The sequence below is a fragment of the Luteimonas sp. MC1572 genome (assembly GCF_016615815.1).
In the GTDB taxonomy this organism is placed as follows: domain Bacteria; phylum Pseudomonadota; class Gammaproteobacteria; order Xanthomonadales; family Xanthomonadaceae; genus Luteimonas.
In genome coordinates this window covers 2232729-2253725 of the sequence record NZ_CP067112.1, presented here as the reverse complement: position 1 = coordinate 2253725, position 20997 = coordinate 2232729, and the positions used below count along the sequence as shown (strand labels likewise).

Annotated in this window: 19 protein-coding genes and 1 pseudogene; 12 read left to right on the top strand and 8 right to left on the bottom strand. The window is 70.8% G+C overall.

Annotated features, from left to right (window positions below; all coding sequences use genetic code 11):
* Positions 1-130 precede the first annotated feature (130 nt).
* Positions 131-694, bottom strand: coding sequence for an alkyl hydroperoxide reductase subunit C (gene ahpC / locus JGR64_RS10380; RefSeq protein ID WP_199373308.1), 564 nt, complete (start codon positions 692-694; stop codon positions 131-133).
* 236 nt (positions 695-930) lie between these two features.
* Between ahpC and prmC the strand changes: the two genes are divergently transcribed.
* Together prmC and pip are read left to right on the top strand one after the other, a co-directional pair.
* Positions 931-1782, top strand: a complete 852-nt coding sequence (prmC, locus tag JGR64_RS10375; RefSeq protein ID WP_199373307.1) for a peptide chain release factor N(5)-glutamine methyltransferase — start codon at positions 931-933, stop codon at positions 1780-1782.
* Positions 1783-1816: 34 nt separating this feature from the next.
* Positions 1817-2764: a prolyl aminopeptidase gene (pip, locus tag JGR64_RS10370; protein WP_199373306.1), complete on the top strand. Its 948-nt coding sequence runs from the start codon at positions 1817-1819 to the stop codon at positions 2762-2764.
* Positions 2765-2776: 12 nt separating this feature from the next.
* Here the strand turns inward: pip and JGR64_RS10365 are convergent, their stop codons facing one another.
* From JGR64_RS10365 to JGR64_RS10355, 3 genes are read right to left on the bottom strand one after another with little or no spacing between them, the layout of a single operon-like run.
* Complete coding sequence (locus JGR64_RS10365) at positions 2777-3337, bottom strand: NUDIX hydrolase (RefSeq protein WP_199373305.1); 561 nt, start codon at positions 3335-3337, stop codon at positions 2777-2779.
* Positions 3334-4287, bottom strand: a complete 954-nt coding sequence (locus JGR64_RS10360; RefSeq protein WP_199373304.1) for a 5'-3' exonuclease H3TH domain-containing protein — start codon at positions 4285-4287, stop codon at positions 3334-3336. Before JGR64_RS10360 ends, JGR64_RS10365 begins: the two co-directional genes overlap by 4 nt.
* Positions 4284-4853 (bottom strand): nitroreductase, encoded by a 570-nt coding sequence (locus JGR64_RS10355; protein WP_199373303.1) that lies wholly within the window; start codon positions 4851-4853, stop codon positions 4284-4286. Before JGR64_RS10355 ends, JGR64_RS10360 begins: the two co-directional genes overlap by 4 nt.
* A gap of 155 nt (positions 4854-5008) precedes the next feature.
* Here JGR64_RS10355 and JGR64_RS10350 point away from each other — a divergent pair, with 155 nt between their 5' ends.
* From JGR64_RS10350 to JGR64_RS10340, 3 genes are all read left to right on the top strand, one after another.
* The gene (locus JGR64_RS10350; protein WP_199373302.1) at positions 5009-7396 is read left to right on the top strand and encodes a DUF1631 family protein; all 2388 of its coding nucleotides are present in this window, start codon (positions 5009-5011) and stop codon (positions 7394-7396) included.
* 161 nt (positions 7397-7557) lie between these two features.
* Entirely contained in the window at positions 7558-9639 is a 2082-nt protein-coding gene (locus tag JGR64_RS10345; protein WP_199373301.1) for a DUF1631 family protein, read from the top strand.
* An 82-nt stretch (positions 9640-9721) separates the two neighbouring features.
* Complete coding sequence (locus tag JGR64_RS10340; RefSeq protein WP_199373300.1) at positions 9722-10816, top strand: NAD(P) transhydrogenase subunit alpha; 1095 nt, start codon at positions 9722-9724, stop codon at positions 10814-10816.
* A gap of 39 nt (positions 10817-10855) precedes the next feature.
* On the opposite strand, the gene JGR64_RS10335 is transcribed toward JGR64_RS10340, so the two are convergent.
* Genes JGR64_RS10335 through JGR64_RS10325 form a run of 3 tightly spaced genes read right to left on the bottom strand, consistent with a single transcriptional unit; the run spans position 10856 to position 12259 of the window.
* Complete coding sequence (locus JGR64_RS10335) at positions 10856-11302, bottom strand: DUF3106 domain-containing protein (protein WP_199373299.1); 447 nt, start codon at positions 11300-11302, stop codon at positions 10856-10858.
* A 4-nt stretch (positions 11303-11306) separates the two neighbouring features.
* Positions 11307-11678: a hypothetical protein gene (locus tag JGR64_RS10330; protein ID WP_199373298.1), complete on the bottom strand. Its 372-nt coding sequence runs from the start codon at positions 11676-11678 to the stop codon at positions 11307-11309.
* Positions 11675-12259, bottom strand: a complete 585-nt coding sequence (locus tag JGR64_RS10325; RefSeq protein WP_199374280.1) for an RNA polymerase sigma factor — start codon at positions 12257-12259, stop codon at positions 11675-11677. Before JGR64_RS10325 ends, JGR64_RS10330 begins: the two co-directional genes overlap by 4 nt.
* 168 nt (positions 12260-12427) lie before the next feature.
* Here JGR64_RS10325 and JGR64_RS10320 point away from each other — a divergent pair, with 168 nt between their 5' ends.
* Positions 12428-12739, top strand: coding sequence for an NAD(P) transhydrogenase subunit alpha (locus tag JGR64_RS10320; protein WP_199373297.1), 312 nt, complete (start codon positions 12428-12430; stop codon positions 12737-12739).
* 23 nt (positions 12740-12762) lie between these two features.
* Entirely contained in the window at positions 12763-14145 is a 1383-nt protein-coding gene (locus tag JGR64_RS10315; protein ID WP_199373296.1) for an NAD(P)(+) transhydrogenase (Re/Si-specific) subunit beta, read from the top strand.
* Between the two features lie 51 nt (positions 14146-14196).
* Here JGR64_RS10315 and JGR64_RS10310 read toward each other — a convergent pair whose 3' ends face one another.
* Entirely contained in the window at positions 14197-14598 is a 402-nt protein-coding gene (locus JGR64_RS10310; RefSeq protein ID WP_199373295.1) for a hypothetical protein, read from the bottom strand.
* Between the two features lie 96 nt (positions 14599-14694).
* On the opposite strand from JGR64_RS10310, the gene sufT reads away from it, so the two are divergent.
* From sufT to JGR64_RS10290, 5 genes and pseudogenes are all read left to right on the top strand, one after another.
* Entirely contained in the window at positions 14695-15246 is a 552-nt protein-coding gene (sufT, locus tag JGR64_RS10305) for a putative Fe-S cluster assembly protein SufT (protein WP_199373294.1), read from the top strand.
* Between the two features lie 322 nt (positions 15247-15568).
* A pseudogene (locus JGR64_RS13915) lies at positions 15569-17131 on the top strand (S8 family serine peptidase); the annotation flags it as partial.
* Positions 17132-17134: 3 nt separating this feature from the next.
* A complete protein-coding gene (locus JGR64_RS13910; RefSeq protein ID WP_255531438.1) occupies positions 17135-17833 on the top strand; it encodes a proprotein convertase P-domain-containing protein in 699 nt (232 codons plus the stop codon).
* Between the two features lie 117 nt (positions 17834-17950).
* Positions 17951-19606 carry a PKD domain-containing protein gene (locus JGR64_RS10295; protein WP_199373292.1) on the top strand — a complete coding sequence of 552 codons (1656 nt, stop codon included), beginning with the start codon at positions 17951-17953 and terminating at the stop codon, positions 19604-19606.
* Positions 19607-19641: 35 nt separating this feature from the next.
* Positions 19642-20979, top strand: a complete 1338-nt coding sequence (locus tag JGR64_RS10290) for a M20/M25/M40 family metallo-hydrolase (RefSeq protein WP_234446943.1) — start codon at positions 19642-19644, stop codon at positions 20977-20979.
* Positions 20980-20997 lie beyond the last annotated feature (18 nt).

Sequence of the window (20997 nt, the reverse complement as noted above, 5' to 3'; positions counted from 1 at the left end):
AGCGGGGCCAGCACCCCGCCATGGACGGGGCACCACCGGCGTGGGGATGGACCGCAGGCCGCGCAGGGCACGGACTCCGGTCCAGCCCCACCCCCGCTCGCGCGGGGATGGAGTGGGATGTGGCGGGTACTTAGATCTTGCCGACCAGGTCGAGCGACGGCTTCAGCGTCTTCTCGCCTTCCTTCCACTTGGCCGGGCACACCTCGCCCGGGTGGGCGGCGACGTACTGGGCGGCCTTGACCTTGCGCAGCACTTCCAGCGCGTCACGGCCGATGCCCTCGGCGGTGATCTCGACGGACTGGATCACGCCCTGCGGGTCGATGATGAACGTGCCGCGGTCGGCCAGGCCAACGCCCGGGCGCATCACGTCGAAGTTGTTGGTGATGGTGCCGGTCGGGTCACCGATCATCGGGTACTGGATCTTGCCGATCGCGTCCGAGGTGTCGTGCCACGCCTTGTGCGAGAAGTGGGTATCGGTGGACACGCTGTACACGTTCACGCCGAGCTTCTGGAACGCGTCGTAGTTGATCGCCAGGTCTTCCAGCTCGGTCGGGCAGACGAAGGTGAAGTCGGCCGGGTAGAACACGACCACCGACCACTTGCCCTTGAGATCGGCGTCGGAGACTTCGATGAACTCGCCGTTGTGATAGGCGGTAGCCTTGAACGGCTTGATTTCGGTATTGATGACGGACATGGAATCCTCGGTGTCGGTGGGGAAGAAACCGGCGCGTGCCGGATGCGGTGAACTTTAGGCAAAACCTATCGGAAAGTGAAACTGATTAATTCTATGTAATCGATAGGTCTTGGCTATCGATATGGCGCCACCTCAGTCAATTCACAAGGCAACTCGTTGAAAGCGTTCCCATTCCCCGTATTCCCGCCCGGTGTCCCGGCGTTTGCAGGTCGGACGTCGCCGTCGGGTGGCGGGCCGTGACCGGTCGCCGCTCGGTTGACGAGGCGCTCCGGGCCGCCCGCGCCCGCATCGCCCCGGAAGACGCGCTGCCCCTGCTGCTCCACGTGCTGGGCCGCAGCCATGGCTGGCTGTATGCCCACGGGGACGCGCCGCTGGCGGACGCCGACGCGGCGCGGTTTGACGCATTGGTCGCACGCCGCGAGGCCGGCGAGCCGGTCGCCTACCTGGTGGGCCGCCGCGGATTCTGGACCCTCGACCTGGCGGTCACCCCGGACACGCTGATCCCGCGCCCCGAAACCGAGCTCCTGGTCGAGCAGGCGCTGGCGCGCATTCCGCCGGGCGCCGCCACGCGCGTGGCGGACCTGGGCACCGGCAGCGGCGCGATCGCGCTGGCGATCGCCAGCGAGCGGCCGCAGGCGCGCGTGGTCGCCACCGACCGCAGTGCTGCCGCACTGGCGGTCGCCGGCGCCAACGCCCGCGCGCTGGGCCTCGGCAAAGTAGAGTTCCGCGAGGGCGACTGGTTCGCGCCGCTGGCCGGGGAGTGCTTCGACCTGATCGCAAGCAATCCGCCGTACATCGTCGCGGGCGACCCGCACCTGGGTCGCGGTGACCTGCGCCACGAGCCGGCGGCGGCGCTCGCCTCGGGCCGGGATGGCCTCGACGCGATCCGCGAGATCGTGGCGGCAGCACCCGCGCACCTCGTCGCGGGCGGCTGGCTGCTGCTCGAACATGGTTGGGACCAGGGCGTCGCAGTGGGCGGGTTGCTGGCGGCGGCGGGCTTCGCCGAAGTCGCCACCGTCGCCGACCTCGAAGGCCGCGACCGCGTGACGCTCGGCCGCCGCGGCGGGGCTGGCGAACCCGCCTGTTAGACTCCCGGGCGGATTTCCACGAGGTTTCCGCTGCATGCGCACCCTGTATCCCGAGCTCGAGCCCTACGACACCGGCCGGCTCCAGGCGGACGATCGCCACTCTCTCTATTACGAGCAGTGCGGCAATCCCGACGGCAAGCCGGTCGTACTGCTGCATGGCGGGCCCGGCGGCGGCTGCACCGACAAGATGCGCCGCTTCCACGATCCGGCGAAGTACCGCATCGTGCTGTTCGACCAGCGTGGTTCGGGGCGGTCCACGCCGCATGCCGACCTTGTCGACAACACCACCTGGCATCTTGTCGCCGACATCGAGCGCCTGCGCGAGAAGCTCGGCATCGAACGCTGGCAGGTGTTCGGCGGTTCCTGGGGGTCGACGCTGGCGCTGGCCTACGCCCAGGCGCACTGCAAGCGGGTCACCGAGCTGGTCTTGCGCGGCATCTTCATGCTGCGCCGCTGGGAGCTGGAGTGGTTCTACCAGGAGGGCGCCTCGCGCCTGTTCCCCGAGGCCTGGCAGCGCTATATCGCGGCCATCCCGGAGGACGAGCGTGGCGACCTGATCGCGGCCTTCCATCGCCGGCTGACATCCGATGACGCGTCGACGCGCCTCGCCGCCGCGCGCGCGTGGAGCATGTGGGAAGGCGCCACGAGCTTCCTCCACGTCGACGACGGTTTCGTGGCCGACCACGAAGACGCGGAGTTCGCGCTGGCCTTCGCGCGCATCGAGAACCACTACTTCAGCAACCGCGGCTTCTTCGAAGTCGACGACCAGCTGCTGCGCGATGCCTACCGCATCGTCGACATTCCCGGCGTCATCGTGCACGGCCGCTACGACGTGGTCTGTCCCGTGCAGAACGCCTGGGACCTCCACCAGGTGTGGCCGAAGGCGGAGATGGTGGTCACCCCGGGCTCGGGGCATTCGGCATTCGAGGCCGAGAACGTCGACGCGCTGGTGCGCGCCACCGACCGCTTCGCGCAGGGCTGACGCGCGCGGCGATCAGCGGGCCGGCGATCCGTCCGGCTCGTGGTCGATCATCCACAGCCCGGCCCAGAGCTTGAGGTCGAGTTCGTAGCCCTCGGCGTACTTGCGCATCAACCACGCCGGCGCGGTGGCGCGCGGGATCGCGTGGACGGTGATGTTCTCGTCGGCCACGCCGCCGCCTTCGCCGACCTTGCGCAGGTCGCGGGCGCGGGCGAAGGCGATGCGCTCGTTGCTCATGCCCGACGAGGTCGGCCCGACCAGCAGCACGTCGATGCGTCCCGCATCCCAGCCGGTTTCCTCGATCAGCTCGCGGCGTGCGGCGGATTCCAGCGTGTCGCCTTCGAGGTCGTCGCCGACCAGGCCGGCCGGCATCTCGATGGTCCGTGCGCCCAGCGGCACCCGGTACTGCTCGACGAACAGCACGTCGTCGTCCGGCGTCACCGCGATCACCAGCACCGCCAAGCCATCCTTGCCGTGGGTACGCTCGCAGGACTCCCAATGGCCGCGCCTGACCATGCGCAGCCAGTCGCCCTGGTAGAGGATTTCAGGTTGTTCGTCGAGTCGGGCGTCGGTCATGGAGCCGATCCTACGTGCTGCGGCGGGTCCTGCGTTTCCGCCAGGCCGGCCGCGGCCTGCAGGCGACGGCGTGTCATCGGCCCGAAGCCGACCGCGTCGGCCAGCGCCGCGAGGGTGCCGGCGTCGCCGTTGCCGCGCACGAATGGCGGCGTGGCATCGTCGATCGGCGCGTCCAGCGCGACCGTCGACAGCTGGCGGCACAGCAGCGCCTGTTCGCGGTGCTGGCGCAGCCGCACGGCGGCCTGTGCCGCGCCGCGGAAGCGCAGGAACGCGACCTCGTCCACGCGCTCAAGCAGCGCATCCAGGCTGCCGAAGTGCGCCAGCAGCACCGCCGCGGTCTTGCTGCCGATGCCGGGGACGCCCGGAATGTTGTCGACCGCGTCGCCGCTCAGCGCCAGGAAATCGGCCACCTGGTGGGCGTGCACGCCCTGGCGCGCCTTCACCCCGGCCGCGCCCCAGCGCACGCCGCGGGCGAAGTCCCACTGCTCGTCGTGGGTTTCGAGCAGCTGCGACAGGTCCTTGTCGGCGGACACGATCACGCCGCGGAAGCCCTGCGCGCGCACCAGCACCAGCGCGCTGCCGATCAGGTCGTCGGCCTCGTACTCGCGGTGCGCCAGCACCGGCAGGCCGAGCGCCGCGCACAGCGATTTGCAATAGGCGAACTGGCGCTTCAGTTCGGCCGGCGCCGGGTCGCGGTTGGCCTTGTACGCCGGGTACAGCGCGTTGCGGAAACAGCTGTCGAGCGCCTCGTCGAACGCGATGGCGATATGACGCGGCCGCTCGCGCTCGATCAGGTCCAGCAGGAAGCGCGCGAAGCCGTGCACGGCGTTGGTCGGCCAGCCGTCGGCATCGCGGAATTCGTCCGGCATCGAATGCCAGGCGCGGAACACGTACAGGCTGGCGTCCACCAGGTGCAGCGCGGGCAGCGGCGCCGGCAGCGGCACGCTCACGCGGGCGGCGACCAGTCGGTGAGCAGCTCGGCCGGGTCCGGGCGCTCGCGCTCGTGCGCCTCCTGCATCGGCGTGCCGATATGGATGAAGCCGGCGATGCGCTCCTGCGTGCCCAGGCCGAGCAGCCGCAGGATCTCGGCGTCGTAGGCCGGCCAGCCGGTCAGCCAGCAGGCACCGAAGCCGAATGCCTGCGCGGCCTGCAGCAGCGCGAAGCACGCGCTGCCGGCGGTCAGCAGGCGTTCCTGCGCCGGGATCGCGGTATCGGCGTCGTCGAGCACCGCGACCACGGCCACCACCAGCGGTGCGCGGGTGAAACGCATGCGGTCCTTCCCGGCAGCCGCCTCGCCTGCATCGGGACGCAGTTCCAGGCCGCGCGCCACGACCGCGTCGCCGAGCGCGTTGCGCGCATCGCCGGCGATGCGGATGAAGCGGAACGGCTCGCGCTTGCCGTGGTCGGGGACGCGCACGGCCGAGCGCAGCATGCGTAACAGGGTCGCGTCGTCGGGCGCCGGTTCGGCCAGGTGTTTGGACGAAACCGAGCGGCGGGCGTCGATCGCCTCGAGCATCGCTGGGATGCGTGGACTAACTGGGATTGCAGTCACAGACCTCGGGTGCTCCATTCAGGGATGGTATGCACGGGTGTCCCCCGAACACCGGCAGTGCCCCCATGATCGCAGAAGAACCCCGTCCGTTTTCTCCTCCACGCAGCCGCGGTGGCGCCATGCGCGAGCCCGCGCGCGTGTTCGAAGCGATCAAGCGCGAGGCGGTGACCACGCTTGGCGGTGTGCTGTCCGGGTTCTGGGGCACGATCGAGGAGCAGGTGCGGCTGGAGGCGTTGGCGGGCCACGACTACAGCGGCGCGCAGGACGACCGCATGGCGGTGATGGCGCTCGGCCATCGTGCGCTGGAACTCGCCACTCGCTATCGCGATTCGCTCGAGCGCGAGTTCGACGCCTGGCGCAAGCCGCCCGTGGAGCGGAGCGGCGACAAGTCGCTGAGCCTGATGTCGGAAGGCGAGCTGGAGATCCACCTCGCCGGCCAGCACACCACCGAACTCCTCGACCACCAGTTCCTGCACCCGCTGGAGCTGATGGAGGAGCGCCTGCAGGCGCTGGCCACCGCGCTCGGCGTCGAAGGCAAGCGGGCAAACCCGGTGCGCCCCGACGCCACCGTCGCCGCGTTCGTCAACCTGTTCGGCGCGGAAGACCTGACCCGCGGGCTGCGCCCGCTGGTGTTCAACCAGTTCGACAAGCGCCTGCCGGAGGTGCTCGGCGAGCTGTACGAAAAGCTGAACTCGATGCTCGAGGCGGCCGGCTTCGGCTATTCGCTCGCGTCCGACGCGCCGGTGCGTGGTCGCCAGCCAGATACGATGCATTCGGCCGGTACCGCGTCCGCGGCGCCCGCCGCACGTGGGGCGGACGGCGGCGGCCAATGGGTGCCGGACGGCGGCATGGTCGAGCACATGGGTGGCGCACAGTCGCCTGGCGGCACGGCTGCCGGCATGGCCCAGGGGTATCGGGGCAACACCGGCGGCATGGCCGGCGGAGGCCACGCCACTGGCGGATACGCGGGTGGCGGCATCGGCGCCGCGATCGCCGGCGGCGGCATGCATGCCGCCCTTGCCGAGGGGCGCGCGCCGCGCTATCGCGACGTGGTCCGCGACCAGCTCCGCCACTGGCGCGCCGCGGGCAACGATTCCGACGCATACGGCCACGACGACAGCGGCCTCACCGAAAGCGCCGCTGCAATCGCGGCCGGCGTGCAGGTGCTGCGCACCGAGGACCTGCTCAGCGTGGCGCAGATCCTGCAGGGCGACGATGCCAGCCTGTACACGCAAGCGTTGGGCGCAAGCGACTCGCGCGAGCTGTCGCGGGTGATCCGCGAGGCGATCCTCGGCGGCGTGCGCCAGCTGGGCTTCGATCCCGACGCCACCCACTTCAGCGTCGACGAAGAAGACGCCATCGACCTCGTCGGCATGCTGTTCAGTTCACTCAGCGATTCCACCGATCTCGCCCAGCGCGCGCGTGATTTCTACGGGCGGCTGGTGGTGCCCTACCTGAAGGTCGCGCTGACCGATGATTCGATGTTCAACCGTCGCAGCCACCCGGCGCGGCGCCTGTTGGACGTGCTCACCGAGGCTTGCGACGGCAACGCCGGCGAAACGCCGCAGGACCGCGAAACACTGGACCGCGCCGAGCGCGCGGTCGACCGCGTGGTCGAGGAGTACGACGACGACCAGGCGATCTTCGAACTGGCGGCGAGCGAGCTGCGCGACCAGCTGGAGCAACAGCGCCGCCGCACCGATCTTGCCGAAAAGCGTGCCGGCGAAGCCATCCACGGGCGCGAGCGGCTGCAGCAGGCGCGCGCCCATGCCGCCGACATGGTCGCGTCCCGGCTTGCCGGGCGCAGCCTGACCACGCCGGTCGCGCACTTCCTCGACCGCCACTGGCGCCACCACCTCACCCAGGCCTGGCTGCGTGAAGGCCATGGCACCGATCGCCACCACCAGGCGATCGCGGTCGGCGACGCCATGGTCCAGGTCGATGCCGACGCCGCGCAGGCGCGCGGGCGCGTGGTCGCGGAACAACTGCTGGCGCTGCAGGTCCCGCTGGGCGAGTGCTACGCCAGCTGCGGCATGGACGCGACCGCGGCGCGTGACGCCATGGCGCGCATCATCGCCGCGTTGGGCCTGCCCGACTCGCCGCGCAAGGTGCACCACCCGGAGCAGGCGGCCGACGATGTGGATGGCGCCGAAGACGCGTCGCCGCTTTCCGGGCTGCACCTTGCCGGCGGGACCGACACGCTGGCGTTCGATCCCAACATCGCCGCGCGCATGCGCCGCCTGCGCGTCGGCCAGGGCCTGCGCCTGATCGACGAGGACGGCCACGAGACCGCCGCGCGGATCGCCTGGATCAGCCCGCTGACCGGCCGTTTCCTGGTGGTCAACCGTCGCGGCGTGCGCAAGATGGTGGTGTCGCCGGAAGAGCTCACGGTGCTGGTCGCCCGCGGCCGCGCGGTGATCCGGTCGGTGGACGCGCCGTTCGACGAGGCGATGAAGCAGGTGTGGCAACACCTGAATCCGCGACAGGCGGCCGAAGGCGGCGGCTGAATTCGCGCTCCGGGCCGGTTGCCGGCGAACCGTGTCGCCGGTCACGCTATATCGGCTATCGTGTGCGTCTCCACGCCGCCCCCTGACCACGACGTATGCGAACGCCCCAAGGATCCGGAGGCGACGCGGCTGCCAGTGCGCAACGCGCAGCGGCTCCGCCGATGCAACAGCTCGACGCGCTCCGCCAGGAGTTCCGGGCGCGGCTGCAGCCACTGCTCGCCGAGGCGCAGCTCGCGGCGGAAAAAGATCTGCTGCAGATGTTCGCCGAGGCGCCCGACGTGGCGGTCGGCGATGCGCTGGCGAACGTGGCCATGCTGCGCCGCGATGCGCTGCGCCATGAACGGCGCTGGCAGGCACGGATCGATGCGGCATTCGCCGGTTGGCCGGCACGCGCCCCGGCGGCTACCGGCGATCCGGCCGCATTCGCGCTGTTGTCCGAAGGCGAGCTGAGCACCCAGCTGATCGGGCAGCCGGCCATCGAGGCGCTGCAGCGGCGGTTCTCCGATGCGCTTTCGATCGTCGAGAGCCGGCTGGTCTCGCTGGCCGCGCGCATGGGCGGCGATGGCTTGCCGGCCAACCCGTTCGCGCCGCCCGTGGTGGTCGACGCGTTCCTCGTGGCCTTTCCGCCGATCGACTGCGAGCCGCTGCTGCGCCAGTCGCTGCTGCGCCATTACGAGCGGCTGTGCGGTGCACATCTTGGGCCGACCTACGCCTGGCTCAACGGCGCGCTGGCCGCCGGTGGTTTCGCGATGCTGGGCGGCAGCGTGCACGCGGCGATGGTCTCGCAGCCGGTGGGCAGTGCCGAAGGCGCTTCCTGGCGGGGGCGGGACGGCCTGGCACCACGCGGACCCGATGAGGGGCGCGGTGCCGCCACGGCGGCGAGCCGTGGCGACACGCCTGCGCCGAGGCGTGGAAACCTGCTGCGCGCGTACGTGCGCGCGAGGCGGCCGGAACGGGCGGTCGACGACAGCCGCCGCGCGTTCGGCGACCGCGAGTTCCTGGCCGTGCTGTCCCTGCTCCAGGGCAGCGAAACCCCGACGCGCTGGCCGCCAGCCGATCCGGGACCGTTCGCGGTGCAGCTGCGCCGAGCACTGCTGGCCGGCGCGTCCAGCCTGGGCATGGGCGCGGACGCCGCGCTTCCGTCGATGGCGCAGGACGACGCAATCGACGTCACCGCGCTGCTGTTCGACGCGTTGCGCGCATCGGCCTGCCTCACGCCCGCTGCCGAGGCCCGCCTGGTCCGCCTGGCCTGGCCGTGGACGCGCCTGGTGCTCGAAGACCCGCAGCTGTTCGACGCGGTCGCGCATCCGGCGATGCGCGCGCTGGCCACCATCGTCACGCTGTGGGATGGCAATCCGGGCAGCGGCGACGACGCGCCGCTGCATGCGCTGGCTGACGCGGCGGCGGACGGGATCGCCAACGCCTACCAGGGTGAACTCGCCGTTTTCGAGCGCGCCTTGGCCGATCTCGAGGCGGGCAGCGCGCCACTGCTGCGGCGCGCCGCGATCAGCGAACGGCGCGCATGGCAGGCGCTCGATGGCAGCGAACGCCTGGAGGCCGCGCGCCGGTCGGCGGATGCCACGCTGGCCGAACGCGTCGGCGAGCGTGCCGTGCTACCGATCGTCGGCGAGTTCCTTGCCGGCCCGTGGCGTGGCGCGCTGGTCCAGGCGTGGCTGCGCGAGGGCGCGGGTTCGGCCCGCCATCAGGCGCTTCTGGACCTGGCCGATGGCGTGCTGCGGCTGGATGCCGACGCCGCGCAGGCGCGTGGCGCCGCCGTGGCCGACGGCCTGCTTTCCATCGAGGCGCCGCTGCGTGCCTGCCTCGCCGCCGTTGGCGAGGATGCGGGGGCCATCGACATGCAGCTGGCTTCGATCGCCGCGGGGCTCGCGCTTCCGGACGCGCCGCGCGCCATGCCCGGGTTCACTGCGCTGGCCACCGACGCTGCCGATCCAGAGGCCGATGCCGATGCGGCCGAACCCGGATCCGTCGCCGTACCAGGTCCCGAGGTCGGCGATGTGCTGGTTGCGCGCGACCATGGCGCGATGGCGCGGCACCTCCGCCTTGCGTGGCGTAGCCCGCTGACCGGCCGCTGCCTCCTCGTGACCCGGCAGGGTGGGCGCCATGCCGTGCTTTCGCCGCGGCGCATGGCCGCCGCCCTCGCCAGCGGGGAACTGCTGGCACGCGCCGGTCCGGATCCGGTCGAGGCCGCCGTCTGCCACGTCCTGGACGAAGCCGCGCGCTGAGCGCCGGTCGGGCGTCATCGCGCGCATCGCGCCGCCCCGGCGCATTCGCTAGGATGGCCGCTGCGCATCCCGGGGAGCAGGCATGGCAGTAAAGATCGGCATCGCACGCGAGGCCGCGCCCGCGGAACGGCGCGTGGCGCTCACTCCCGAGACCTGCAAAAAGCTGGTCGCCGCCGGCGCCAGCGTGTCGGTCGAACGCGGGCTCGGCACGCGCGCGCATTTCAGCGATGACGCATATGCCGACGCCGGCGCCATCCTGGTCGATGACGGCGCCGCTGCGCTGGCCGATGCCGACCTCGTGCTGTGCGTGCAGGCGCCGCCGCCCGCGGTGCTCGCGGCATTGAAGCCTGGCGCGGCGATCGTCGGCCAGCTCCAGCCCGAAGCCGACGCGGCGCGCGCGGACGCGATCCGTGCCGCGGGCCTGCTCGCGTTTCCACTGGAGCGCCTGCCGCGCACCACCCGCGCCCAGGCGATGGACGTGCTCAGCTCGCAGGCCGGCATGGCCGGCTACAAGGCGGTGCTGGTCGGCGCGCAGCTGGCGCCGCGCTTCTTCCCGATGCTGACCACCGCGGCCGGCACCATCCGGCCCTCGAAGGTGCTGGTGGTCGGCGCCGGCGTGGCCGGCCTGCAGGCGGTGGCCACCGCGCGGCGCCTCGGTGCGCAGGTCGAATGTTTCGACGTACGCCCGGAAACCCGCGAGCAGATCGAATCCCTCGGTGGGCGCTTCCTCGATCTTGGCGTGAGCGCGGCGGGCGAGGGCGGTTATGCGCGGCAGCTCACCGATGAAGAGCGTGCGGAGCAGCAGCGCAGGCTGGGCGAGCACCTGAAAACGATCGACGTGGTGGTCTGCACCGCGGCGGTGCCGGGACGCCCGGCGCCGCGGATCATCAGCGCGGCGATGGTGGCCGGCATGCGCGCCGGCAGCGTGATCGTCGACCTGGCGGCCGAGACCGGCGGCAACTGCGAAGCGACGCAGCCGGGCCGGACGGTCGACGTCGATGGCGTCACCGTTGCGGGCCCGCTGGACCTGGCGAGCAGCGGCGCGGTGCACGCCAGCGAGATGTTCGCGCGCAACGTCTTCAATTTCGCGTCGCTGCTGCTGCGCGGCGGCGCGCTGGGCTTCGACTGGAGCGACGAGCTGCTCGCGAAAACCGTCTGGCCCTCGCGCGAGGCCTGAGCGGCGCGCGCGCCGGAGCGTGGCGCCGGCACGCGGTACTCAGCGCGGGGGCGCGGCCCCCCGCTCGGCCGGCGGGTTCGCTTCGGCCCAGGCGCGACGCTGCTCCGGGGTCATCGCCTTCCATCGCGCGCGCAGGGCGCGGCGCTCGTCTTCGGGAAGGCTGCGCAGCTTGCCGTAGAGCGCGCGCGTTTCCGCTTTCTCCGCCGGGCTCATCCCGTGCCAGCGGTCGGCGCCGTGCCGGGCACGTTCGCGCTGTTCGGGCGTCATCTGCTGCCAACGCCGGGCATGCGCGAGCATCTTCGCGCGGCCTTCGGGCCTGTCGTCCCAGCGCTGCTTGAGCGGTGCCACCAGGGCTTCGCGCTGCTCGCTGTCGAGCTGGTCCCAGGTCGGAAGCGGCTCGCTCTTTGCGGGTCCCTGGGCCGCCGCGGGCAGAGAGAGCGCCAGCGCGAGCGGCAGCAGCAGGGTAGCGAGGAGTCGGATGTGCATGGTCTTACTCCATGGCCAGCGGCAAGGCGTCCTGGGACGCCAGCCACAGGAACAGGTCGGGGTCTTCGTCGAGGGTGGCGAAGGCTTCATAGGTTTCGGCAGCGGCGTCGGGGCCGCTGGTCGTGGCCAGGGGCGCGGCAGGCGCCTGCTCGATCCCGGGCTGTCGCAGGCCGATGGCCAGCGCGAACACCGCCGTGCAGGCGGCGGCCAGCGACCAGCCCGCAATCCGCGCGCCGCGTGCCGGCACGGCCGCAGACGACATGCCGCGGGTGCGGCGGATGCGCAGTTGTTCCAGCGTGCGCGACGGCACGTGTTGCACGGCTTGCGCATGCAATGCGCGCGCCCTGCGATCGAAATCGTCTTGCCGGGTGGTCATCGGAAATCCTCCAGTCGCTTCTGCAGCGCGCCACGTGCGCGCGACAGGTGTGTCTTGACCGAACCCTCGCCGCAGCCCATGACGCGCGCGGTCGTCGCGACGTCGAGCTCCTCCAGCACGCGCAGGGTGAAGGCCTCGCGCTGGCGACGCGGCAGATCGCGCAGCGCCGCCGCGAACACCCCGTAGGCTTCGCGGCCGTCGTGGCTGCGCGACGGGTCGGGGCCGTCGTCGGCCCATTCCACGCCGGCCTCCTGGCGCTCGTCCGCCGAGGTCAACCACCCCAGGCGGAACGTGCGCCGGCGCTGCGCGTCGACGATCCGGCTGCGCACGATCGTCCAGAACAGCGGCGTCCATTCCGCGGGCGGACGGTCGCGGTAGCCCAGCATCTTCACCATCGCGTCCTGCAGCACATCCATGGCGTCCTCGCGGTGGCGCAGGCCGGACTCGGCAAAGCGGAACGCGCGCGGGGCGATGGCGTCGAGGAATTCCTCGAGCGTCTCCGCCGGCGGCGCGGGCACCGCGTCGGTGGCCGGCATGGTGGCGGCAGGGATGTCGGCGGGCTGACCCATGCCGTCCAGCATAGCCAGCGCGCCGATGTCGCGGTGTTGCTGCATGCCGCCATCCATTCCACGCATCCCGGGTCGGGTCCGGGGCTGTCAACGCGTCGCCGCGCCCGCGGTTGACAGCGGCGTCGCGCCCGCCGCCGCGGCGGTTATGATCGAGCGCAGGGCAGCCCGGGGAAAAAGCGGATGAGCGACGGTTTCGTGGCCTTGTACATCTTCATGCTGGCGGCGATCGCCGGCAACGTGATCATCTCGCGGGTGCCGGTGATCCTGCACACGCCGCTCATGTCGGGCAGCAACTTCATCCACGGCATCGTGCTGATCGGCGCCATGCTGGTGCTGGGCCACGCCGACACCACGCTGGAAAAGGCGATCGGGTTCATCGCGGTGCTGCTGGGCGCCGGCAACGCGGCCGGCGGCTACATCGTCACCGAGCGCATGCTGGACATGTTCAAGCCGAGCGCGAAGCCTGCCGCCAAGCCGGGCGCCGCGCCGTGACGTGGGACTTCGCGGATGTCCTGATGCTGCTGGTCAAGGCCAGCTACCTGGTGGCCGCCACCCTGTTCCTGCTCGGTCTGCAGCGCATGGCGTCACCGCGCACCGCGCGCAGCGGCATCCGCTGGGCCGGGCTGGGCATGGTGATCGCCACCGTGGCCACGCTGTTCATGCCGGGGCTGCAGAACATCGGCCTGATCGTGCTGGCCACGGTAATCGGCATCGCCTCGACCTGGATCTGGGGCAAGAAGGTGGCGATCACCGACATGCCGCAGATGGTCGCCCTGTTCAACGGCATGGGTGGCGGTTCGGCCGCGGCCATCGGCGCCGTCGAGCTGCTGCGCTTCTCGGGTGGCGGCCCCGACGCCACGCCATTGATGACCACGCTGGTGCTCGGCACGCTGGGCGCGCTGATCGGTGCGGTGTCGCTGTCGGGTTCGGTCATCGCCTGGGCCAAGCTTGACGGACGCATGGACCGGCGCTTCACGTTCCCCGGCCAGCAGGTGTTCAACGCACTGGTGTTCCTGGCCGCGGTGGTGCTGGGCGCGATGGCCATCCACACCCTCGACGTGCCGGTGATCGTGGCCTTCTTCATCGTCGCGCTGGCGCTGGGCGTGTTGATGACGCTGCCCATCGGCGGTGCCGACATGCCGGTGGTGATCTCGCTGTACAACGCACTGACCGGCCTCGCGGTGGCGTTCGAGGGCTACGTGCTCGGCAACGAAGCGCTGATCATTGCCGGCATGATGGTCGGCGCCGCCGGCCTGCTGCTGACGCGGCTGATGGCCAAGGCCATGAACCGCTCGATCGCCAGCGTGCTGTTCTCGAGCTTCGGCGCCAGCGGCGAGGCGCAGGAGATCACCGGTGCGCAGAAGCCGATCGAGGCCGCCGACGTCGCGGCGATGATGGCCTACGCCGAACGCGTGGTGATCGTGCCCGGCTACGGCATGGCCGTGGCGCAGGCGCAGCACAAGATCTGGGAGCTCAGCCAGCGCCTGATCGAGCGCGGGGTGAAGGTGCGCTTCGCCATCCACCCGGTCGCCGGGCGCATGCCGGGCCACATGAACGTGCTGCTGGCGGAAGCCGGCGTGCCCTACGACCTGATCGTCGACATGGACGACATAAACCCCGAGTTCCCCAACACCGACGTGTCGCTGGTGATCGGCGCAAACGACGTGGTCAATCCGGTGGCGCGCACCGATCCGGCCAGCCCGATCTACGGCATGCCGGTGCTCGACGTGGTCGACTCGAAGAACACCATCGTGATCAAGCGCGGCAAGGGCACCGGTTTCGCGGGCATCGAGAATGCGCTGTTCTACGCCGACAACACGCGCATGCTCTACGGCGATGGCGCGGAGGTGGCGAGCGCGCTGGTCGCCGAGCTCAAGGCGCTCGACGGCGGGCACTGACGCGCGGATCCGCATTGCGCCGGGCGCGCCCCGCGACCGGGCGCCGGGGTCTCAGCGGCAACTCACCGCGGCAACCACGATCCCCGCGCCCAGCCACGCCAGGTCGACGGCGCCGTTGGCCAGTCGCGCCAGCAGCCAGCCGTGTTCGAACCCGAGGCGACCGAGCGAGGTCCAGGGCGCCAGGCCGGTGACCTTACCGAGCTCGGTGGCGACGATCCCCCAGTTGGCCAGCGCGATCGTCAGCACCGTGGCCAGCACGCCCCAGGCGGCACGTGTCATGCCCGGCTGCACGCGCACCATGCGCAGCAGCAGGGCGGCGTCGAGCGCGGCCAGCACGGCCATCCAGCTGCACTGCCGGCCGGTGGCCTGTGCCAGCAGCACCCAGGCACAGGCAAAACCGATGCCGCCAGCCAGCGCCAGCGTGGGCGCCAGCCGGGATCGCATTGGGGTCATGGAACGCTGCACCGCTCGGGGCGGCACAGGATAGCGTCCCGGCGGCGCTAGAATGGGCGCCTTGCATCATGCCGCCAGCGGCCACACATCCCCGACATGTACTCCCGTAGCAGCGAACCCGTGCGCCTCGAGCGCGATTGCGCCGCCGTGCTCGTCCCGCAGGGCGATGAGGTGACGTTGCCGGCCGGCAGCATCGGCTACATCACCCAGGCGCTCGGCGGCAGCTATACCGTCTACATCGAAGGCAATCTGTTCCGCATCGCCGGTCCCGATGGCGACGCCATCGGCAAGGAACCGCCGGAGCCGCTGGTCCTCGAGGAAGGCGCCGACGACGCCGCGGTTGAAAGGCTGGTCTGGCAGCAGCTGCGCACCTGTTTCGACCCCGAGATCCCGATCAACGTCGTCGACCTCGGGCTGGTCTACGAAGCGGTGGTCACCCACCGCGACGACGGCCAGCGGGAGGTCGCGGTGAAGATGACGCTCACCGCGCCCGGCTGCGGCATGGGTAACATCCTCGTTGACGACGTGCGCAGCAAGCTGGAGATGATCCCGACCGTGGCCGAGGCGGATGTCGAGCTGGTCTTCGACCCGCCGTGGGGCCGCAACATGATGTCGGAAGCCGCGCGCCTCGAGACCGGGATGCTCTGAGGGGCTGGTGCTGGCGACCGGGTCGCCAGCCACTTTCAAGCTTTGTGAGCGTCGCCACATTTTCAAGGCGGAAGTAGGGTCTGCGCCCGCTTGTGTGAACGCCAACCTGTCGCGTAGCGTCAGTTCGCGGACAATCTGGTCAGTCCGCTTCGCGTCCGGCAGGGTCGTGAACGGGGGAGGGATCCCGGGCAGGCGTCCTGCCGGCAGTTGCCGCCCAGCGGCGCCGTCACACCTCCCGGAAACAACCGCCATGACCGATCGTCCGAACCGCCGCGTGCGCCTGCACGCGCTCGCCGTTGCCACCACCCTTGCGCTTGCGTCGCTGGCTGCCGTCTCGGCGCCGGCTGCCGATCGCATCGACCTGAGTGGCCTGCAGGCGTCCGAACTGCACGACCGCTTCATCGTCAAATACGTGGACGGCAGCGCCGAACACGCGCAGGCCGCCGCTCGCGATGCCGCGCTCAGGTCCGCCGCCGTCGCCGTTCCACAGGCACGTAACGCGCGCGGCGCGACGCCGCTGGCGCTGCGCCACGAACGCCGCATGGCCGTCGGTGCCGAGGTGGTGCGCAGCAGCCGCAAGCTGGACCGCATCGAAGCCGAATCGCTGATGCGCCAGATCGCATCCAACCCGAACGTCGAGTACGTCGAGGTCGACAAGCTCAACAAGGCGGTCCTGACCCCCAACGACACCAACTTCAGCCAGCAGTGGGGCTTTGGCACCACGCCGGCCGGCATCCGCGCCACCCAGGCCTGGGATGTCACCACCGGCACCGGCGCGGTGGTCGCGGTGCTCGATACCGGCATCACCAACCACAGCGACCTCAACGCCAACATCCTGCCGGGCTACGACTTCATCATCGACACCGCGGTCGCCGGCGACGGCAACGGCCGCGACAGCGATGCGAGCGATCCCGGGGACTACTCCGGCGGCTATGCCTCGAGCTGGCACGGCACGCATGTCGCCGGCACCGTGGCCGCGGTGACCAACAACGCCAAGGGCGTCGCCGGCACCGCGTTCGGTGCCAAGGTGGTCCCGGTGCGCGTGCTCGGACGCGGCGGCGGCTACGACTCCGACATCGCCGACGCGGTCATCTGGGCATCGGGCGGCACCGTGAGCGGCGTGCCGGCCAATGCCAACCCGGCAGAGGTGATCAACCTCAGCCTGGGCGGCACCGGCAGCTGCGGCAGCGCCATGCAGAGCGCGATCAACGGCGCCGTCGGCCGCGGAACCACCCTGGTGATCGCCGCCGGCAACAGCAACGCCAACACCTCCGGGTTCTCGCCGGCCAACTGCAACAACGTGATCGCGGTGGGCTCGATCACCAGCACCGGCGCGCGCTCCAGCTTCTCCAACTACGGCGCGCTGGTCGACATCGCCGCGCCCGGCTCCAGCATCATGTCCACGCTGAACTCGGGCAGCCAGGGTCCGGGCAGCGAAAGCTACGCGAGCTACAGCGGCACCTCGATGGCGGCACCGCACGTGGCCGGCGTGGTCGCGCTGATCCAGTCGGTCTCCAACCCGGCCAAGACGCCCGCGCAGATCGAAGCGCTCATCAAGAGCACCGCCAGCGCATTCCCGAGCACGCCCTCGCAGACCATCGGTGCGGGCATCGTCAACGCCAAGGCGGCGGTCGATGCCGCCGGCGGCGGGACCGGCAACGTCGCCCCGACCGCGAACTTCAGCGTCAGCACCAGCGGCCTGGTCGCCAGCTTTACCGACAGTTCCACGGACAGCGACGGCAGCATCGCCTCGCGCAGCTGGACCTTCGGCGATGGCACCAGCTCCACCGCCACCAGCCCCAGCAAGACGTACGCGGCGGCAGGCACCTACAGCGTCACCCTCACCGTGACCGACAACAGCGGCGCCAGCAACAGCCGCACCCAGTCGGTGACGGTCAGCAGCGGTGGCGGCGGAGGCAGCGTGCTGCAGAACGGCGTACCGGTGAGCGGCATCGCCGGCGCGGCATCGAGCACGCAGTCGTGGACGATCAATGTCCCGGCCGGCGCCAGCAACCTCACCATCGCCAGCAGTGGCGGTACCGGTGATGCCGACCTGTACGTGCGCTTCGGTTCCGCACCGACCACCACCACCTACGACTGCCGTCCGTACCGCGCCGGCAACGCCGAAAGCTGCAGCTTCGCCGCGCCGCAGGCGGGCACCTACCACGTGATGCTGCGCGGCTACTCGGCGTTCTCCGGCGTCACCCTCACCGGCAGCTACACGGCCGGCGGTGGCGGCGGTTCCCCGCAGACCTACAGCAACGGCACCGACTACCCGGTCAACAGCAATGCCACCGTGGAGAGCCCGATCACGGTCTCCGGCCGCAGCGGCAACGCGCCGGCGTCGACGCCGGTCGCGGTCAATATCGTCCACACCTACCGCGGTGATCTGAAGGTCGACCTGGTGGCGCCGGACGGCAGCGTGTACGTGCTGCACAACCGCAGCGGCGGCAGCGCCGACAACATCAACTCGACCTACAACGTGAACCTGTCGAGCGAGGCGCTCAATGGCACCTGGAAGCTGCGGGTGAACGACAACGCCGCCGGCGACAGCGGCTACATCAACAGCTGGAGCGTCACTTTCTGAGTCTCAGCCTGATCTGAATGGCCTTCGCCCGGTTACAGTCTGCTGCCCCGGCCCGCGCCGGGGCAGCATTCCATCAACGGTCGATCGGTCCAGTGCGGGGACGCAGATATGAAAAGGATGAAGCGGGTTTGCCTGGCGCTGTGCGCGCTGCTGATGGCGGGCGGCGCCATGGCCTCCGGGAGCCGCATGGCCCCGCAGGGGCTGCCCGCCGAACACACGGTTGAAGTGGTCCGCATGCCGGCGGTCGATGTCGCCAGGCTGCATGCCGAAGACCGCGCCGCGACGCGCGGCGACGCGCCGGCTCGGTTCGCGGTGGCGCATGCGGTGAACATCACGCCGGACAGAGCGGGCGACTGGGACGCGGTCGGCAAGGACCGCATGATGTGGCGCCTGCGCATCGAGTCGCCCGGCGCGCTGTCCCTCAATTTCGGATTCAGCGCGTACCGGATGCCGGAAGGCGGCGAGCTGCGCGTCTATCCTGCAGGCCTGCCCAAGGCGCATGCGCCGGAGCTGGTCAGCGTGTTCACCGCAGCCGACAACAAGCCGCATGGCCAGCTGTGGACACCGATCGTGCCGGGCGATCATGCCGTGATCGAAGTGACGGTGCCCGCGGTGCGCGTCGGCGAACTGAAGCTGGCGCTGTCCAGCGTCAACCATGACTACGTCGGCTTCGGCCGCATCGCGCGCGAGGCGGCTTACGAAGTGCGCGCCATGGGCGTGTCCGGCGCCTGCAATATCGACGTCGCGTGCCCGCAGGGCGATGCGCATCGCCCGCAGATCCGCTCGGTCGGCGCGTACTCGCGCTACGGCACCTTCTACTGCACGGGCTCGCTGCTCAACAACACCGCCAACGACCGGCGCATGCTGTTCCTGACCGCGCACCACTGCAGCATGGGCACGGCGGCGGCTGCAGCCAGCATCGTCGTGTACTGGAACTACCAGAACTCCACCTGCCGCATCCCCGGCAGCGCCGCCAGCGGCCAGAACGGCGACGGCTCGCTTGCGTACAACCAGTCGGGCGCGCAGGTGCGCGCGACCAACGCGGCCTCGGACTTCACCCTGCTCGAACTCGATGACGCTGCCGATCCCGCGTTCAACCTGTACTGGGGGGGCTGGGACCGGCGCGACGTCGCGCATGCCAACGCCACCGGCATCCATCACCCGCGCGTGGCGGAAAAGCGCATCACGCATTCGCTCGATCCGCTGGTCATCAGCGGCTACTTCGGCAGCGGCAGCAGTCACTACCAGGTGTTCTGGGAGCCGGGCGGCATCGGCACCACGGAGGGCGGCTCGTCGGGATCGCCGTTGTACAGCCCCGAGAAGCGCGTTGTCGGCCAGCTGCACGGTGGACTCGCCAGCTGCAGCACCACCGGCGCCAGCCACAGCGACTATTACGGACGGATCTTCACCTCGTGGAGTGGCGGCGGCACAGCGGCAACGCGGCTCAGCGACTGGCTGGATCCGGCCGGCAGCGGCGCGGCCTTCGTCGATGGACTCGACGCTGCCGGCACGCCCAATGCCGACCCGGTCGCGCAGTTCGCCTTCCAGCGCAATGGCGGCCTGAACATCCGGTTCGACGACCGGTCCAGCGATGCGGACGGCAGCATCGTGGCCTGGCATTGGGACTTCGGCGACGGCACCACTTCCACGGCAGCCAACCCGACCCGGACCTACGCGGCCAAGGTGTTCTACCAGGTCACCCTGACGGTGACCGACGATCGCGGCGCCACGTCCAGCGTCACGCGGACCGTGCGCCCGGGTACGCGGCTTTGAAGCGCGCGCTGACCAGCGGCCTCGTGGCTGCCACGATGCTGCTTGCGAGCGGCGCCGCAGCGGCGCACGACCATGGCGCGACCACGGTCGACCCGATGGCGCCGGTGCACGTGGTCGCCGAACGCGCCACCTTCGAGGCCGCGTTGCGCGACTTCAGCGGCCGGCTCGCGTCGCGCCGCGATGCCCTGGGCAATGCGCTGGTGCTGGCCGAGCTGCGCGAGCACCAGATCCAGGACCTGGCCCGCCACGTGCACGAGGTCGAGCGCCGCTGCGGAGGCTACTTCGCGTTCGCGACCCGCGCCGAGGCCGAGGCCTTCGTCGCGAATCGCGCACCGCTGGACGGCATGCGCGCCGCCGCGCCGCCGGCGTACACCATCAACAACCAGGCGGTGGTCGGGCGCTGGCTGCCGCAGGTGTCCGCGGCGAACCTCGCCGCCACCATCACCCACCTGTCCACGGCCTGGCCGAACCGGTATTTCGCCAGCACCCACGGGCAGGCGTCCGCGCTGTGGATCCGCGACCACTGGCTGTCGCTCGCCGCCGGCCGCAGCGATGTCAGCGCCGAGCTGTTCACCGCCTGCAACAACTGCGGTGGCCAGCCGTCGGTGATCCTCACCATCCAGGGCAGCGACCTGGCCGACGAGATCGTCGTACTCGGCGGCCATCTCGATTCGATCTCCAGCACCGGCAGCGGCAACGCCATGGTCGCGCCGGGCGCGGACGACGACGCATCCGGCATCGCCACGCTGACCGAGGTGCTGCGCGTGGCGATGGCCGACGGGTACCGGCCACGGCGCACGGTCAAGCTGATGGCGTACGCCGCCGAGGAAGTCGGCCTGCGCGGCTCGCGCGCGATCGCGCAGTCGTTCGCCCTCGAGGGCCGCACCGTGGTCGGCGTGCTGCAGATGGACATGACCAACTACCGCGCGCCGGGCGGCGGCAGCGACATCCGGGTGATGACCGACAACTCCAACCCGGCGCTGGTGCAGTTCCTGCGCGACCTGTTCGACGAGTACATGGCGCCGCAGGGCTATACGCGCAGCGATTCGTCCTGCGGGTATGCCTGCTCCGACCACGCTTCGTGGACCCAGTCCGGGTTCCCTGCGGCGATGTACGACGAAGGCCCGTTCTTCCCGCGCCTGCACACGCCCGGCGACACGCTGGCCAACATGGGCGGCAACGCGGAGCACGCCACGATCATCGCGCGCCTGGGGCTGGCGTTCATGGGCGAACTGGCCAAGTCGAACAGGACCCGGCTGCAGGTGCCACCACCGGCATCGCCCGGCCAGGTACCACGCAACCGCCCGCACCCGGCGCTGCCGGATCCGGTGCCGCCGGGTGGCCCGGGACGGTCGCGCTTCAGCCCGCCCTGACGTCGCGCTCCGCGCCCG